Below are 16,318 nucleotides of genomic sequence, written 5' to 3'. Positions count from 1 at the left end.
TCAATGGCGTAACGCTCGCCATTGGCCGGCGAATCCTATGATCGAGGTGTCCATGAAGTCTCTGCAACTGTTCTTTCTTTCCCTTGGCCTGAGCAGCGGTGGCTTTGCCTTTGCAGGCAGTACCGAAGCCGGTTTGGGCGGCGCAGTGGGCGCGATGGTTGGTCAGCAGGTCGGCGGCAACACTGGCGCGGCGGTCGGCGCCGGTCTCGGCGGCGCAGCCGGTAGCATGGTCGGTGCAGACCGTCGCAGTCGTACCGAAGCCGCCATTGGCGGCGCGCTGGGCGCTGCCGGCGGCAACGTCGTCGGTCAGCAGGTCGGCGGCAACACCGGCGGTGTGGTCGGTGCGGCAGTCGGTGGCGGCGCCGGTGGTGCACTGGGCAACTACATGGGCAATGCCAGCTACGACGATGACCGTCGCGGCAAGCATCACCGCCATTACCACGGCAAGAAACACAAGAAGCACCACAAGCACTGGCGCCGTCACTGACGGATACTGAGCACCCAGGGTTCATGGCGACGACCGAAGGCCACTTCTACCTGCGCCTTGAACCCTGTTTGTTCATAGTTACGCTCCCAGCCACGCGCCAGCTCGCGATAAGCATAGGGAACACTCAGGCGATCATTTTCCAGGCGAATGGTCGCGCCATAACCGGCCTCGGCACCGTGGCGGTAAGGCTCGATACTTCCGGTCAGTAATACCTGGCGCCGCCGATCCGGCCAGCTCTGACGCAGTACCTGTGCATCCACGCCCGTATCCACCAGCATCAGACGGCTGGCCTGCTGCTCGACGAATTGCAAACGACGCTGGCGATCATCACGTTCCTGCCGCAAAACCTCACTCTCGGGCTTGGCATTCAATTCGGCTTCAGCAGCGACCAGTGCCTGGCGAGCCTGTTCGACCTGATGTCGGTACAACGGCCCATCCAGCTCCAACACCAACCAGACTTCGCGTGCTGTCTGCCTGTTCAAGGCTCGTTCATCGGTGGCAGAGAACCCCAGCTCGCGCAGCTTGGCCTCATCCAGCCAGGGCAACTGCCAGCCATCACCGGGGCGCTGCCAGCTCAGTTGCAGGCGCAGCACACCATCGTCCTCATCGCGCAACCAGCCACCGTAGACGCGCTGCAGCTCACGCTCGCTGAGCAGCAGTTGCGCCTCGGGCTCGCCACTGCGGTTGTACCAGACGCTACCCAGGGCGACGGCATTGCTCAACAGCACCACGCTGAGAGCAAGCCACGCTGACCGCTTCATTGCGCACCTCCCGGCGCGCTGCGCCGCCAGCGTTGCAGCATCACCAGCAGCAGCACAGCGATCAGCCCGAGCAGGAGGAAGAACAGGTAGCGCGGCAGCAACTGCCACCACCAGTCGAACAGCTTGGCGAAGAGCATGATCAACGCGAAGACCAGACCAGTGTTGACCACCTCACCCCAGCCGCGGCGAATGCCGAGCCATATGGTCAGCCCAGCGAGGACGAAGCCGAGCGTCTGGTAGAACGCCTCGATCCAGCCCGTCGACCAGTCAAGATAGCTGCCGCCGCCCCAGTAGGAGAGCACCAGCACCGGGCCGAGCAGGTAGAGCAAGCCGACCACTCGGTAGCAGGCGGCGAACCCCGCATAGCGCCGCTGATCGAGCCATTGCGGGACGAGCAGCAGCGCCGTCAGCGGCATGAACAGCTCCGGCCGTTCGCCCAGCGACCACCAGTGCCAGCCCCCCCAGTCGCCAAGGCGAGCCGCGACGAACAGACCGAAGCAGAGCAACGCCACCACCAACAGCAGGCGCTGGCGACACTGGTAGGCCAATAGCAGCGCCAGCGCTCCCCAGGGCAGCAGGGCCTTGTCCGAAGGGGTGATATTGAAGATCTGCCCGAGCATCGACAGGTTCAGCACGAAGCAGACGAACGCCAGCACGGCGGCCAGCTTGGCGTAATAGCCAGAGGTGTCGCGGACCTGTAGCCAAAAGCACAGCAGCAGACTGCCGAGGCTGCTGCCGAGGAGAATGGCGACCTGAGCGGCAACATCGAACAGCCCCCAGAACTGGTAGAACAGGAAAAACAACCCGGCCGCCAGCGCCAGCGCACCGAACAGCGAGGCCAGGCGCATGCCCAGTGATAGCTGGCGCGCGCGGGCATCGGCGTCGATGTCCAGGGTCTGCCGGTAATACGTCAGCAATTGCCGATGATGGGCGGTGACCGCCTGTTCCTGCGCCTCGCTCAGTTGCAGCACCTGCTCGCGGCGCAGCTCGTCCAGCTCCTCACGGAAGGCGGCGATGCGGGCGGCGCGCTGCTGCGCCTGCTCACGCTCGAGATCGGACATGGGCACTCCCTGGCGGATAATTGCCCACAGCCTAGCAGGCCGAGCCAGAAGGTGCGCACGGCGCACCCGGCGCGAGTTTCAATCCACCCGCAATGCCGCCATCGCTGCACGCAAGGTCTCGGGGATCGCTACGGGGCGATTGCTCGCACGATCTACGAACACGTGGACGAAACGCCCAGCGGCGCAGGCCTGCTCTTCGCCCACCTTGAAGATTGCCAGCTCGTACTGCACCGAACTGTTGCCCAGCTTGCCGACGCGCAGCCCCACCTCGATGGCATCGGGGAAGGCGATGGAGGCGAAGTAGTCGCAGCTTGAGCTGACCACGAAGCCGACCACCTCGCCGCCATGGATATCCAGACCACCCTCGGCGATCAGGTAGGCATTCACCGCGCTGTCGAAGTAGCTGTAGTAGGTCACGTTGTTGACGTGGCCATAGATGTCGTTGTCGTGCCAGCGCGTGGTGATCGACTGGAAGTGACGGTAGTCGCCACGCAGGTGTTGGGGTTGGTTCATCGATGATCCTTGGAGTGGCTTCGGTGCGCGCGGCGCACCCTACGGCAGGGATGGCGCCGGCCCGGTAGGGTGCGCCATGCGCACCAATCGCGATGAATGTCAGTAGGCTGCCTGGTATATGGACAGGGCCTGCTGCTCGTTCATCTCACGCGGATTGTTCACCAGCAGACGCTGCTGCAGCATGGCGTCCGCCGCCAGCGTGGGCAACATGACCTCGCTCACTCCGGCGTCGCGCAACCGCGTCGGCAGGCCGCTGCGCAGACTGAAAGCTGCCAGCGCCTCGATCAACTGCTCGGTCTGCGCCGCCGCACTGCCGGCCCGCAACTGCTCGCCCAGTACCAGCGGCGCCAACTCGGCATACAGCGGCGCAGCCACCGGCGCATTGAAGGCCAGCACCTGTGGCAGCACCAGGGCGTTGGACAGCCCGTGAGGGATGTGGAAATGCCCGCCCAGGGGATAGGCCAGGGCATGCACCGCCGCCACCGGCGCGTTGGCGAAGGCCTGCCCGGCCAGACAGGCGCCGAGCAGCATGGCCTGACGTGCCTCGCGGTTGCTGCCGTTGCGCACTACCTCATCGAGATTGGCCGCCAGCAGACGCAGCGCTTCGCGCGCCAACAGGTCGGAAAGCGGGTTCTTCTTCAGCGCGCTGGTGTAGGCCTCGATGGCATGCACCATGGCGTCGACGCCGGTGGCCGCGGTGACCGCCGCTGGCAGGCCGAGGGTCAGGTCGGCATCGAGCAACGCCAGATCCGGCAGCAGCAGCGGCGAAACCACACCCATCTTGGTGGTCTCGCCGGTGGTGACGATGGCGATCGGCGTCACCTCCGAGCCGGTTCCGGCGGTGGTCGGCACCTGGATCAGTGGCAGGCGCCGACCGCGGGCATTGCCCACGCCGTAGATCTCGCTCAGCGCCTGGGTGCAGTCGGGATGGGCCAACAAGGCCACCAGCTTGGCCACGTCCATCGAGCTGCCGCCACCGAAGCCGACCACCAGCTCCGCCTGCAGCTCGCGGGCCTGGGTCACGGCGGCCAGCACCACGGTCTCGGGCGGGTCGGCCAGCACCTGGTCGAACACCTGCACGCTCATGCCAGCGCGGGCGAAGCCCGGCAGCAAGGGTTCCAGCAAGCCCAGGCGGATGATGCCCGGGTCAGTGACGATCAGCACGCGTCGGGCGCCGCGCTCGCGGCAGAGTTCGGCCAGACGCAGACTGGCGCCGGATTCGCAAAGAATCTGTGCGGTGGTGGCGAAGCTGAAAGGGTGCATGGGGTGCTCCTCTTGTTGTAGCCCGGATGAAATCCGGGACCGGTCATGCAAATTTCCCCGGATTACATCCGGGCTACGCCGCTGCGCCCGTAGGAGCCGGCTTGCCGGCGATCACAACCGGCATCGCCGGCAAGCCGCTCCTACAGACATCTGCGCTAAAAGGCGAAACTGTCCTCATCCATGGCCATCAGGCACTGCGCGCCTCCCAGCAGGGCTTCGCGGTGCGCGCTGGCGCGCGGCAGCACGCGGCGCAGGTAGAACTCGGCGCTGTGCAGCTTGGCCTGGTAGAACGCCGCCTCGCCGCTGCCCGCCTCCAGCGCATCCTGCGCCCGCGCCGCGGCCTGCAGCCAGAAACCGGCGAGCAGCACATAAGCCGAGTACTGGAGAAAATCCACCGAAGTGGCGCCGATCTCCTGCGGGTCGCGCTGACAGGCGGCAATCACTTCTGTGCTTAGCTCGCGCCATTCGCCCAGGCGGGCCTGCACCACACTGGCCATCTGAGCCAGGGCTCGTCGATCCGCCTCGGCATCGCACAGCTGGCTGAACTCGGCCTGCAGTGCGGACAACTCCGCACCACCGTCGCCCAGCAATTTACGGCGGATATAGTCCAGCGCCTGAATACCGTTGGTGCCTTCGTAAAGCTGGGTGATGCGGCTGTCGCGCATCAGTTGTTCCATGCCCCACTCGCGGATGAAGCCGTGGCCGCCATAAACCTGCACGCCATGGCTGGCCACTTCCTGACCCATATCGGTGAAGAACGCCTTGACGATAGGGATCAGCAGCGCCGCGCGCTTGCCGGCCGCCTTGCGTGCCTCGGCCGACTCGGCGCCGTGCACCAGGTCAAGCTGGCGCGCGGTGTAGGCAGCGAGCATGCGGCTGCCCTCGACCAAGGCCTTCTGCGTCAGCAGCATGCGCCGCACATCGGGGTGAACGATGATCGGATCGGCCGCCTTGTCCGGCGCCTGCACACCCGCCAGACCACGCGACTGCAGGCGTTCACGGGCGTAGCGCAGCGCACCCTGGAAGGCTGCCTCGCCAATGCCGAGGCCCTGCAGGCCGACCTGAAAGCGCGCGTCGTTCATCATGGTGAACATGCAGGCCAGGCCCTGGTTGGCCTCGCCCACCAGCCAACCGGTGGCACCGTCGAAGTTCATCACGCAGGTGGAGGCACCCTTGATGCCCATCTTGTGCTCGATAGCGCCACACGACAGCGTGTTGCGCTCACCCGGTGTGCCGTCGGCGGCAGCGATAAATTTCGGCACCAACAGCAATGAAATGCCCTTCACGCCAGCAGGTGCATCGGGCAGGCGCGCCAGCACCAGATGGACGATGTTTTCGGAGATGTCCTGCTCGCCACCACTGATAAAGATCTTGCTGCCGCTAACGCGGTAGCTGCCGTCGGCCTGCGGCTCGGCGCGGGTGCGCAGCAGGGCCAGATCGGTGCCGGCCTGCGGCTCGGTCAGACACATGGTGCCGGTCCACTGGCCACTGACCAGCTTGCCCAGGTACTGCTGCTTCAGCGTTTCGCTGCCGTGCTTGTGCAGCGCCAGCACGGCGCCCTCGGTCAGCCCGGAGTAGACGCGGAACGACAGCGAGGCGCCCATCAGCATCTCGTGAAATGCGAAGGCCACCAGCTGCGGAAAGCCCTGGCCGCCATGTTCCACCGGCCCGGTCATGCTCGCCCAGCCGTTGTCCACGTACTGCCGGTAGGCCTCGGCAAAGCCCTTGGGCGTGCTGACCTGGCCATTTTCCAGGTGGCAACCCTCCTCATCGCTGTTGCGATTGAGCGGCGCGACCTCGCCCGCAGCGAAGACCGCCGCCTCTTCCAGCACGCCGTCGATCAGCTCGCGATCCAGGCCGTTACCCAGACGCTCGCAGTGGCCGGCAGCGTCGAACAGTTCGTGCAGGACGAAGCGCATATCGCGCAATGGCGCCTGATAGCTCATACCCGACCCTCCTGTACGTCGCTGAAATGCTTGTTCTCGGCAGCCAGGCGTTCGATCAGCGCCGCCGGTTGCCAATGCGCGCCGAAGCGCTCTGCCAGTTGCAAAAGACGCTGGTGAATCGCCGCGACACCCTCGCCGTCGGCCCAGCTCATCGGGCCGCCACGCTCGGCGGGAAAGCCGTAACCGTTGAGATAGACCAGATCGATGTCGCGGCTGTTGGCGGCAATGTTCTCCTCGAGAATCTTCGCCCCTTCGTTGACCAGTGCCAGTAGGCAGCGCTCGAGAATCTCCTCGTTGCCGATATCGCGGCGGGTGAAGCCCAGGCGCTCCGATTGCATCTGCACCAGCCCATCGACAACCGGATCATGCTCGGCCTGGCGGCTGCCGGGCGCATAGCGGTAATAGCCCTTGCCACTCTTCTGGCCAAAGCGCCCCAACTCGCAGAGACGGTTATCCACCTGCACCGCCGGATCATCCTGGCCCTGGCCAGACAGTTCACGGGCGCGCCATTCGAGATCGATGCCGACCACGTCGTACATGCGAAACGGCCCCATGGCGAAACCGAAACCCTGCAGCGCCGTATCTACCTGATGCGGCCAGGCGCCCTCGAGCAGCAGCATGCGCGCCTCGCGCACGTAGGTGTGCAGCATGCGGTTGCCGATAAAGCCGTGGCAGTTGCCGGCCACCACCGCCACCTTGCCCATGCGCTCGCCCAGCTCCTGAGCGGCCTGCAGCACGGCAGGCGCAGTCCTGGCACCACGCACGATCTCTAGCAGTTTCATGATGTGCGCCGGGCTGAAGAAGTGCAGGCCCAGCACCGATTCTGGCCGCGTGGTGACTGCAGCGATAGCGTCGACATCCAGCGCCGATGTGTTGCTGGCGAGGATGGCGCCCGGCTTCAGCACCGAGTCCAGCTCACGGAAGATGTTTTGTTTGAGCTCGAGATTCTCGTACACCGCCTCGATAACCAGGTCAGCGTCGGCCAGCGCCGCGTAGCCGTACACCGCCTCGATACGTGCGCGCCGCGCGGCAGCCTCGGCCGCATCGATACGGCCCTTGGCGACATTGTGCGCCCAGGTTTCCTCAGCCATCGCCAGGCCCTGCTCGACCATCTGCGGGTTGTTATCCAACCACAGCACCTGCAGGCCGGCATTGGCCAGGCTGATGACGATACCGCGGCCCATGGTGCCGGCGCCGATCACGGCGGCACAGCGAAGCGGCGAGACGACTTTATTCATTGTTGTTCCTCTCGTGCACAAACAGAAAAGCTTGGGTCACGATAAGCAAGCCGCTACTATTTTTGAAATTTAGTCTTGTGATACGACGTATTCAGTAGATGAATTTCAGCAACTTCGACCTCAACCTGCTGCGCGTACTGGACGCCCTGCTACGCGAGCAGAACGTCTCGCGCGCCGCCGAACATCTGGCGCTGAGCCAGCCGGCGGTGAGCAATGCGCTCAATCGCCTGCGCGTGCTGCTCGACGACCCGCTGTTGGTGCGCGTCGGCCGGCGCATGCAGCCAACGCCGCGGGCACTGGCACTGGAGGCGCCGATCCGCAACGCGCTGCGTCAGCTGGAGCAGAGCCTGAGCGCCGGCGAGGCCTTCGAGCCGGGCGAAAGCCGCCAGCGCTTTCGCATTGCCGTCACCGACTACGTCGAGCTGGTGTGCATGCCGCGCCTGCTCGACCGCCTCAGCCACAAGGCACCGGGCATCGGCATCGATATTCGCCACCTCAGCCCCAGCCTGCCGATGGAAGCGCTGGACAAGGGCGAGCTGGACCTGGTGCTGGGCCGTTTCGACGAGATGCCGGCGCGTTTCGCCCGCCGCCACTGGATGAGCGAGACGCTCAAACTGGCGGTGCGCCGCGAGCACCCTCTGCTGCGCCAGGGTAATCTGGATCTGGAGGCCTTCCTGCGTCTGCGTCACCTCTGGGTACACGGTGGGCAGACCCGCGGCATGGTCGATCAGTGGCTGGGGGAGCAGGGGCTGTCGCGGCAGATCCTCTACACCACGCCGAACTACCTGCAGGCCGCGCATATCGTCGCCGGCAGCGAGCTGGCGGCGGTACTGCCCACCGCCCTGGCCCGGCACTTCGCCACGCTGCTGCCGCTGCAGCTGTTCGACCTCCCCTTCAGCCTCGGGCCCTTCCACCTCGAAGTGGTCAGCCTGGCGCAGCGCCAGCGCGATGCCGCGCTGCAATGGTTGATCGAGGAGATCGTCGCAGTGGCCAACCCTTAGGATGTCGCGGGGCCGCCACAGGCGGTGCGCACCGGCCATTCTTCAATCTACGGGTAGTGCAATGCCGGTGCGTACAGCACAGCCTACCTCTCGACTTGCCTATCGGCGCGGCCACCCAGGTACCAGCCGAGCACACCCCACAACGCGGCGCACAGCGCACCGACCATGGCTACAAGCCAGGCCCCGTGGCCGAGCATGTCCAGACCCGCCTTGGCCCAGCCACTGAGGGCATCGCCGCCGCGATAGACCACGGTGTCGATGAAGTTCTTCACCTTGTACTTGCTCTCGGCATCCAGCGGCGCGAAGAGCATTTCCCGCCCCGGCCGTACGAAGGCGTATTCACCGATGCGCCGCACGATCATCAGCCCCGCCAGCATGGCGAAAGTCGGCGCCAGCGCCAGGCCAATAAAGCCCAGGCAGACCAGCGCCGGCACCAGCGACAGCAGCACGCGCACGCCGAGCTTCTGCGCCACCCTGCCGGTGATGAATACCTGAGTTGCCAGGGCACCGGCCTGCACGACGAAATCGATCACGCCGAACACCCGCACCTGCGCGGCGCGATCCGGGAACAGTTCGGCCACCAGGCGCGCCTGCTCGAAGTAGAGGAAAGTGCTGACCGAGGTCAGCAGCAGGATGAACGCGCCGATACCCAGCAGGTAACGCGAACCGAGCATACGCGTCAGCCCGCTGAACGGATTGCCCGGCACCGGCCTGCGTGGGCTCTCGCTGGGTACCGCCCCAGATCGTCCAGCGCCCTGCCGCTCGCGCCAATCCATCAGGTAGCGCTTGAGCGCCATGGCCGCGCCGAGCAGCACCGCGGCCATCAGCATCAGCCCGGACTCGCCGATAGCGCCGATCAACAAGGCGCTCAGCAGCGGCCCGCACAGCCCGCCAACACTGGCGCCCGCGGCGATGAAGGCGAACAGCCGGCGCGCCTGGGCGCCGTCGAACACATCGGCCATCAGGCTCCAGGCCACCGAGACGACGAACAGGTTGTAGACCGAGATCCATACGTAGAACACCCGCGCCAGCCACACGCTGTCGTGATCGACACGAAACAGCAGGACGAAGACCAGCAGGTTGAGGCAGAAAAAGCCGTATACCCAGTCGATGAAGTGAATACGCGGGACTTTCGAATTGAGCCAGGCGAACAGCGGGACTGCCAGCAGCATGACGACGAAGGTGGCGGTGAACAGCCACTGCAGGTTGTTCACCCCGCCGGTGATACCCATCGCCTCGCGAATGGGCCGCAGCATGAAGTAGCCGGCGAACAGGCAGAAGAACAGGGCGAAGCCAGCCAGAACGGCCGCCAACTCTTCTCCTTCGGCATTGATCGCCCGCGCCAGGCGCCGGGTGAGCGCCTGCATCTCAGGCGAACAACTCGATGATGCGCTGGCGCTGCGCCGCGTCAGGCAGGCGGCCCTGCCCGGCGAGGATGTTGTCGGCCATGTAACGCGGGTTCGAGGTGGCCGGAATCACCGCCGTTACCGCCGGATTGGCGAGGATGAACTTGAGCATCAGTTGCGCCCAGGAGGTGACGTCCAACTCCACCGCAGCCCAGTCGGGAAGGCTTTTGCCCTTGACTCGGTCGAACTGCGCCGCGCGCTGGAAGGGCCGGTTGATCAGCACCGCGATGCCCTTGTCGGCGCAATAAGGCAACAGCTCACGCTCGGCGTTGCGCTCACCGATGGAGTAGTTGAACTGGACAAAATCCACCGGTTCCTGGCGCAGCACCTCGAGCAGGCGCTCATGAGCGGAATCCAGGTAGTGAGTCACACCGATGTAGCGTACCCGGCCCTGCTCTTTCAGCTCGCGCAGCAGCGCAAGTTGAGTGCTGGTGTCCTGCAGGTTGTGCACCTGCATCAGGTCGATGGTGTCGGTCTTGAGCGCGGCGAAACTGGCCTCGACCTGACGCTCACCTGCTGCGCGCCCGGAAGAGGACACCTTGCTGGCCAGGAACAGTTTCTTGCGCATGTCGTCTTCTGCGGCCAATGCACCACACACGGCCTCTGCTCGTCCGTAGCTGGGCGCGGTATCCACCAGACTGGCGCCACCATTGACCAGCGCCTGCAGCACCTCGCGCAAGGGTTGTAACGCCTCGTCGGTCATCGCCACATCGTGAGTACGCGAGGTCCCCAGGCCGATCACCGGCAGCAGTTCACCAGTGCTGGGAATCGCCCGACTCAGCAAAGTGCCGGAAGCGAAGACGGATGACGGCAACCAGGGCATCAGGGCGGCTAACGCCACCAGGCTGGCGCTGCCGTGCAGGAATCGACGACGACTGGGCATGGCGTGGCTCCTCTAATCAGTGACCGGTTGGTTATAGGCACTGACCACGCTCAGACCAAGACGTTACATCCGTTGCCGATCAGGTATCGGGCAAAGAAAGCATGCCGGTGAAATGCCTGCAGCCCGGCTATAACGGGAGAAAGAGGGGAAATACGGCAGGCTACGGACGCAATATCCGGTAACCAAAAACGCCGCTGCGCCAGGCGGGATAACGGCGCAGCGGTCGGGAAAAGAGTTATCAGGCCGCGCGCGTGGCGGACTCGCTGATCAGCATGCCGTGTGACACCAGATAGCAGCGGCTGCCGTTACGTAGCGTCATGGGGCTGCGACTGGCGATCACCCAGCCTTTGCTCAATAACTGTTCGATGTGCGCCCGCAGTGCGGGTAGATGGCGCTGTTCCTTCATGGCCGACTCCTCATGTGATAGGTGACGCTGCACCCACTGGCTCATCCGTGACACAGATCGCAAAATGGTAGTGGCGCAATGCCAGGAAATAAAGCGGCGCGATTGTGCAATTTCTTGTAGGACATTTGCTATGGCTCACGCCGAATCAGGGCTGCGCCAATACGCCTTGCTGCTCGCCCTGAGGGGCGGAAAACACCAGATAGTCGTCTTCGAGTTTTCCGTAACGCAGCAGCGCCAGGTCGAGCAGGTAGTTCTGATGCAGCTTCCAGGGCACCCGGTCACCTTGCGCCGGTAGCAGGTGCGAAGCCCGCTCGATATAACCTGACTGCAGATCGAGAAACGGCTCCGGCCGCACTCGACCATCAGTGTCGCGCGGGGTCACCTGACGCCGGCCGATAGCGTCCATGTGGCGGATCAGGCGGCAGAAGTACTCGCTGGAGAGATCGGCCTTGAGCGTCCAGCTGGCATTGGTGTAGCCCATCACCACCGCCAGGTTGGGCAGGTCACGCAACATGATGCCGCGGTAACCCATGCTCGTCGGTGCCTCGAAGGACGTGCCATCGACGCTCACGTCGATACCACCGAACAACTGCAGCTGCAGACCGGTGGCGCTGACGATCACGTCGGCAGCCAGCTCCTCGCCGCTTTTCAGGCGGATGCCGTGCGCGGTGAAACGCTCGATCTCGGCCGTCACCACCTGCGCCTTGCCCTGGCGCAGCACGCGGAACAGGTCGCCGTCGGGCACCGCACAGACGCGCTGGTCCCAGGGTTTGTAGCGGGGGCTGAAATGGCGCAGATCGACCCGCTCACCCAGTTGGCGCTGTACCAGACCCAGCAAAACCCGCCGCACCAGGTTGGGAAAACGCTTGGCCAGCTTGTAGAAGACCAGTTGCAGGGTCACGTTGCGCCCGCGCGCCAGGCGGTACACCCACTTCTCCGGCAACACTCGCCGCAGCGCGTTGGACAGCGCATCGCGCTGCGGCAGGTTGATCACATAGCTGGGCGAACGCTGCAGCATGGTGACCTGCGCCGCGCGCTCGGCCAGTGCCGGCACCAGGGTCACCGCTGTGGCGCCGCTACCGATCACCAGGATGCGCTTGTCGCTGTAGTCGAAACCCTCGGGCCACAACTGCGGATGAATGAAGGTGCCGCGGTAATCCTCACGCCCAACGAATTCGGGGGTGTAGCCGGACTCGTAGCGGTAGTAACCGGTGCACATCATCAGAAACTGGCAGCTCAGGTGCAGCGGCTTGGCCTCGTCACCGCGCTGCACCAGCAATTGCCAGGTGGCGCTGGCACTGCACCAATCCGCCTTGAGCACCTTGTGCCGATAACGAATCAGCCCATCGACGCCATACTCACGTGCTGTTTCCTCGATGTAGCGGCGGATCGACGGACCGTCGGCAATGGCCTGTGCATCGCTCCAGGGTTTGAAGTTGTAGCCGAGGGTGTACATGTCCGAGTCGGAGCGGATGCCCGGGTAACGAAACAGGTCCCAGGTGCCACCCATGGCCTCACGCCCTTCTAGAATGGCGAAACGTTTGCCGAGGCAAAGGCGCTTGAGATGGCAGGCGGCGCCGACACCAGACAGGCCGGCACCGATGATCAGGACATCCAGATGTTCCACGGACATGGCGCACGCTCACAAAACTCGGGCAATGAGCATCACCTTAGCCCATGCGCTCGTCATCCGAACGTTGGTGTGACCGAGCGGCTCATGCGCCGTGCCGCCGATACAGCCTGAACAGCGCGACTGGCCTGGCAGACCCTCGCAGCGCTAAGCTGTCGCCATGACCACGCCATACCTGACCCCGCTCCAGACCAGCAGCACGGACGCCGCCAGCGGCCTGCGCATCGGTGGCGACTGGACGCTGGCCCATTACAGCCGACTCGAACCTCAGGTCCTGGCCCTGCGTGAACGCCTGCACGGCCGGGAAAACATCGACCTCGACGAACTGGCCGCACTGGATACCGCCGGCGCTGCGCTGCTGGTGGAACTGCTGGGCTGCGAGCGCCTGCGCCAACTGGCGCAACAGGACAGCCTGAGCACCGAGCGCCGCGCCCTTCTGCTGGCGGTGGCGGACGCCATGGCAGGCAGTCAGCAGGTGCCAGAACACGCCACACCTTCGGCACTGCGCGAAATACTCGGACATATCGGCGAGGCGGTGGAAACCACCTGGTGCCATGGCCGGGAACTGCTCGGTTTCATGGGCCTGACCCTCAGCGGCATGCTGACAGTCCTGCTGCGCCCGGCGCGCTGGCGCCTGACCTCGCTGGCGGCCCATCTGGAACAGTGCGGCCTCAACGCCGTGCCCATCGTCGCCCTGCTGACCTTTCTGGTGGGTGCCGTGGTGGCGTTTCTCGGCGCCACCATCCTCGCCGACTTCGGTGCCACCATCTACACGGTGAACCTGGTGGCGTTCTCATTCCTGCGCGAGTTCGGTGTGCTGCTCACCGCGATTCTCATGGCCGGGCGCACCGCCAGCGCCTTCACCGCACAGATCGGCTCGATGAAGGCCAACGAGGAGATCGACGCCATCCGCACCTTGGGCCTGAGCCCCATCGAGCTGCTGGTGCTGCCGCGGGTGTTCGCCATGCTCATCGCCCTGCCGATCCTGACTTTCATCGCCATGCTCAGCGGCATGTTCGGCGGCGCGCTGGTCTGTGCACTGAGCCTGGACATCTCGCCGACCATGTACCTGTCGATCCTGCAGGACAGCGACCTGCTGCAGCACTTCCTCGTTGGCCTGCTCAAGGCACCGATCTTCGCTTTCCTGATCGCCCTGATCGGCTGCCTGGAAGGCTTCAAGGTCAGCGGCAGCGCACAATCGGTGGGCGAGCACACCACCTCAGCGGTGGTGCAGTCGATCTTCGTGGTGATCCTGCTCGACGCCCTGGCGGCGCTATTTCTGATGGAGATGGGTTGGTGAGCCAGGAGACCATCATCGAGGTACGCGACCTGTGCAACCAGTTCGGCACACAGGTGGTGCATCAGCATCTGGACTTCGACCTCTATCGCGGCGAGATACTCGGCGTGGTCGGCGGCTCGGGCACCGGCAAGTCGGTGCTGCTGCGCAGCATCGTCGGCCTGCGCCAACCGAATGCCGGCACCGTACGGGTGTTCGGCGAAGAACTGCTGAGCCTGTCAGCCGAGCGGCGCTCGCAACTGGAGCGGCGTTTCGGCGTGCTCTACCAGCGCGGCGCGCTGTTCTCCTCGCTGACCGTCAGCGAGAACATCGCCCTGCCGCTGATCGAACACGCCGGTCTGTCACGCGCGGCAGCCGAACGCCTGGCCAGGGTCAAGATCGCCCTGGCCGGCCTGCCGCAGGATGCCGCCGACAAATACCCCAGCTCGCTGTCCGGCGGCATGGTCAAGCGCGCCGCCCTGGCCCGCGCCCTGGCACTGGACCCGGACATCCTGTTTCTCGACGAACCCACCGCCGGCCTCGACCCGATTGGCGCGGCGGCATTCGACCAGTTGATCCGCACGCTCAGCGACAGCCTGGGTCTGAGCGTATTTCTGGTCACTCACGATCTGGACACGCTCTACAGCATCTGCGACCGGGTCGCGGTGCTGGCACAGAAGAAGGTGCTGGTGGCCGACCGCCTGGACGTGGTGGCCGCCACCGACGACGCCTGGATTCAGCAATATTTTCACGGCCCGCGCGGACGCGCGGCTGCACAGGCCGCTACCGCGGCAGGGAGTCAATGAATGGAACCCAGAGCCCATCACGTGCTGATCGGCCTGTTCACCGTGCTCACGGTGGGCGCCGCGCTGCTGTTCGCCCTGTGGCTGAACAAGGCCGGGGCCGATCGCGCCTTCACCGATTACGAGGTGATCTTCAACGAGGCGGTCAGTGGCCTGTCGCAGGGCAGCGCCGTGCAGTACAGCGGGATCAAGGTCGGTGACGTGATCAGCCTCGGCCTCGACCCGGACGACCCGCGCACGGTGCGCGCGCGCATCCGCATCGTCGGCCATACACCGATCAAGCAGGACACCCGCGCGCGCCTGTCGATCACCGGCATCACCGGCCTGGCAGTGATCCAGCTGTACAGCGGCAGCCCGGAAAGCCCGCCACTGGAAGGCAAGGATGGCGAGCCAGGCATCATCATCGCCGACCGTTCGCCACTGTCCCGGCTGATGGCCAATGGTGAGGACCTGGTGGTCAATATCACCCGCCTGCTGACCCGTGCCAACCGCCTGCTCTCGCGCGAGAACGCCGAGCGCGTCTCGCGCACCCTGGAGAATCTGGAGCAGGCCACCGCCGGCCTGGCCGACCAACGCGGCGAGCTGAGCGAAGCCCTGCAACAGGCCGGCGCCGCCACCCGCGAGGCGGCCGAACTGATGCGCACCGCCAACCGCCTGCTCGACGGCCAGGGCAGTCAGGCGCTGGACAATGCCGAGCGTCTGATGGCCTCACTGGAACGCAGCAGCCGCAGCATCGAGCAGTTGCTGGAAAGTAATCGCAGTGCGCTGGACAGCGGCATGCAGGGCCTCGGCGAGCTGGGCCCGGCGATTGGCGAACTGCGCGACACCCTCGGCGCCCTGCGCAGCTTCTCCCGCCGCCTGGAGCAGGATCCCACTGGCTACCTGCTGCGCAACGACAGCATCAAGGAGTTCCAACCATGAAGCGTCTGTCCCTGCTGCTGGCCGCTGGCCTGCTCAGCGCCTGCTCGATCCTGCCGCAGAGCGAACCATTGGATATCTACCTGCTGCCAGGCGCCGCGATGCCGGCGCAAACTCAGCGCGTCGACTGGTCGTTACGTGTCAACAGCCCGGTCAGCAACCAGCTGCTCGACGGCACGCGCATCGTCGTGCTGCCTGAGCCCGGTCGGGTCAATACCTACCAGGGCGTACGCTGGAGCGAACGCACGCCGCAACTGCTGCGTGGCCGCCTGCTGGACGCCTTTCACGACGACGGTCGAGTTCAGGCATTGAGCAACGAAGAGCAGCGCCTGCAAGCCGACCTGGAGCTGGTCAGCGACCTGCGCAGCTTCCACAGCCAGTATCGCGACGGCCGCCCCGAGGCGCTGATCCAGCTCGACGTGCGCCTGGTCGATGCCCGCGATCAACGCATCCTCGCCAGCCGCCGCTTCAGCGTCAGCCAGCCGGCAGGTGATACGTCGGTCCCCGCGGTGGTAGCCGCCTTCGGCCAGGCGGGGGATCGCCTGGCTCAGGAGTTGGTGAACTGGACGCTGGCCGAAGGGCAACGCGCTACCCCGTAGGGTGTGGCGGGCCGCCTGGGCTGTACGCACCAGACACTTCACAGGTGATCATCGGTGCGCGCGGCGCACCCTACACAACTGACGAGAACCGTGCGCACCAATGCCTTGCGCGCAATCTCTGGTGCGC

Annotated in this window: 16 protein-coding genes; 6 read left to right on the top strand and 10 right to left on the bottom strand. The window is 65.1% G+C overall.

The window, feature by feature from the left end; all coding sequences use genetic code 11:
• Positions 1 to 52: 52 nt before the first annotated feature.
• On the top strand, positions 53 to 487 hold the full coding sequence (locus BM186_RS03870; RefSeq protein WP_074913918.1) for a glycine zipper domain-containing protein: 435 nt from the start codon (positions 53 to 55) through the stop codon (positions 485 to 487).
• On the opposite strand, the gene BM186_RS03865 is transcribed toward BM186_RS03870, so the two are convergent.
• From BM186_RS03865 to BM186_RS03840, 6 genes are all read right to left on the bottom strand, one after another.
• Positions 481 to 1,248 (bottom strand): DUF4824 family protein, encoded by a 768-nt coding sequence (locus BM186_RS03865; protein ID WP_074913597.1) that lies wholly within the window; start codon positions 1,246 to 1,248, stop codon positions 481 to 483. The two genes, BM186_RS03870 and BM186_RS03865, sit on opposite strands and share 7 nt — an antisense overlap.
• Positions 1,245 to 2,309 (bottom strand): DUF2157 domain-containing protein, encoded by a 1,065-nt coding sequence (locus BM186_RS03860; RefSeq protein ID WP_074913596.1) that lies wholly within the window; start codon positions 2,307 to 2,309, stop codon positions 1,245 to 1,247. Before BM186_RS03860 ends, BM186_RS03865 begins: the two co-directional genes overlap by 4 nt.
• Before the next feature lie 78 nt (positions 2,310 to 2,387).
• Positions 2,388 to 2,822, bottom strand: coding sequence for an acyl-CoA thioesterase (locus tag BM186_RS03855; RefSeq protein WP_074913595.1), 435 nt, complete (start codon positions 2,820 to 2,822; stop codon positions 2,388 to 2,390).
• A 99-nt stretch (positions 2,823 to 2,921) separates the two neighbouring features.
• Positions 2,922 to 4,085, bottom strand: coding sequence for an iron-containing alcohol dehydrogenase (locus BM186_RS03850; RefSeq protein WP_074913594.1), 1,164 nt, complete (start codon positions 4,083 to 4,085; stop codon positions 2,922 to 2,924).
• Positions 4,086 to 4,240: 155 nt separating this feature from the next.
• Positions 4,241 to 6,031, bottom strand: coding sequence for an acyl-CoA dehydrogenase C-terminal domain-containing protein (locus tag BM186_RS03845; protein WP_074913593.1), 1,791 nt, complete (start codon positions 6,029 to 6,031; stop codon positions 4,241 to 4,243).
• A complete protein-coding gene (locus BM186_RS03840; RefSeq protein ID WP_074913592.1) occupies positions 6,028 to 7,269 on the bottom strand; it encodes a 3-hydroxyacyl-CoA dehydrogenase in 1,242 nt (413 codons plus the stop codon). Before BM186_RS03840 ends, BM186_RS03845 begins: the two co-directional genes overlap by 4 nt.
• A 98-nt stretch (positions 7,270 to 7,367) precedes the next feature.
• On the opposite strand from BM186_RS03840, the gene BM186_RS03835 reads away from it, so the two are divergent.
• Entirely contained in the window at positions 7,368 to 8,270 is a 903-nt protein-coding gene (locus BM186_RS03835) for a LysR family transcriptional regulator (RefSeq protein ID WP_074913591.1), read from the top strand.
• Between the two features lie 83 nt (positions 8,271 to 8,353).
• Here BM186_RS03835 and BM186_RS03830 read toward each other — a convergent pair whose 3' ends face one another.
• The 4 genes from BM186_RS03830 to BM186_RS03820 all read right to left on the bottom strand — a co-directional run bounded on the left by BM186_RS03830 (position 8,354) and on the right by BM186_RS03820 (position 12,598).
• On the bottom strand, positions 8,354 to 9,637 hold the full coding sequence (locus tag BM186_RS03830; RefSeq protein WP_074913590.1) for an NTP/NDP exchange transporter: 1,284 nt from the start codon (positions 9,635 to 9,637) through the stop codon (positions 8,354 to 8,356).
• Position 9,638: 1 nt separating this feature from the next.
• A complete protein-coding gene (locus BM186_RS03825; RefSeq protein ID WP_074913589.1) occupies positions 9,639 to 10,559 on the bottom strand; it encodes an aldo/keto reductase in 921 nt (306 codons plus the stop codon).
• A gap of 238 nt (positions 10,560 to 10,797) precedes the next feature.
• Positions 10,798 to 10,965: a hypothetical protein gene (locus BM186_RS26560; RefSeq protein WP_021487710.1), complete on the bottom strand. Its 168-nt coding sequence runs from the start codon at positions 10,963 to 10,965 to the stop codon at positions 10,798 to 10,800.
• A 145-nt stretch (positions 10,966 to 11,110) separates the two neighbouring features.
• The gene (locus BM186_RS03820; RefSeq protein WP_074913588.1) at positions 11,111 to 12,598 is read right to left on the bottom strand and encodes a flavin-containing monooxygenase; all 1,488 of its coding nucleotides are present in this window, start codon (positions 12,596 to 12,598) and stop codon (positions 11,111 to 11,113) included.
• A gap of 157 nt (positions 12,599 to 12,755) precedes the next feature.
• Here BM186_RS03820 and BM186_RS03815 point away from each other — a divergent pair, with 157 nt between their 5' ends.
• From BM186_RS03815 to BM186_RS03800, 4 genes are read left to right on the top strand one after another with little or no spacing between them, the layout of a single operon-like run.
• On the top strand, positions 12,756 to 13,895 hold the full coding sequence (locus BM186_RS03815) for an MlaE family ABC transporter permease (protein WP_074913587.1): 1,140 nt from the start codon (positions 12,756 to 12,758) through the stop codon (positions 13,893 to 13,895).
• Positions 13,892 to 14,677, top strand: coding sequence for an ABC transporter ATP-binding protein (locus BM186_RS03810; protein ID WP_074913586.1), 786 nt, complete (start codon positions 13,892 to 13,894; stop codon positions 14,675 to 14,677). The genes BM186_RS03815 and BM186_RS03810 overlap by 4 nt, the downstream gene beginning before the upstream one ends.
• Complete coding sequence (locus BM186_RS03805) at positions 14,678 to 15,595, top strand: MlaD family protein (RefSeq protein WP_074913585.1); 918 nt, start codon at positions 14,678 to 14,680, stop codon at positions 15,593 to 15,595.
• Entirely contained in the window at positions 15,592 to 16,191 is a 600-nt protein-coding gene (locus tag BM186_RS03800; protein WP_074913584.1) for an ABC-type transport auxiliary lipoprotein family protein, read from the top strand. The genes BM186_RS03805 and BM186_RS03800 overlap by 4 nt, the downstream gene beginning before the upstream one ends.
• Positions 16,192 to 16,318: the final 127 nt, after the last annotated feature.

The sequence above is a fragment of the Ectopseudomonas toyotomiensis genome (assembly GCF_900115695.1).
Taxonomy (GTDB): domain Bacteria; phylum Pseudomonadota; class Gammaproteobacteria; order Pseudomonadales; family Pseudomonadaceae; genus Aquipseudomonas; species Aquipseudomonas toyotomiensis.
This window is presented reverse-complemented; position numbering and strand designations above follow the sequence as displayed.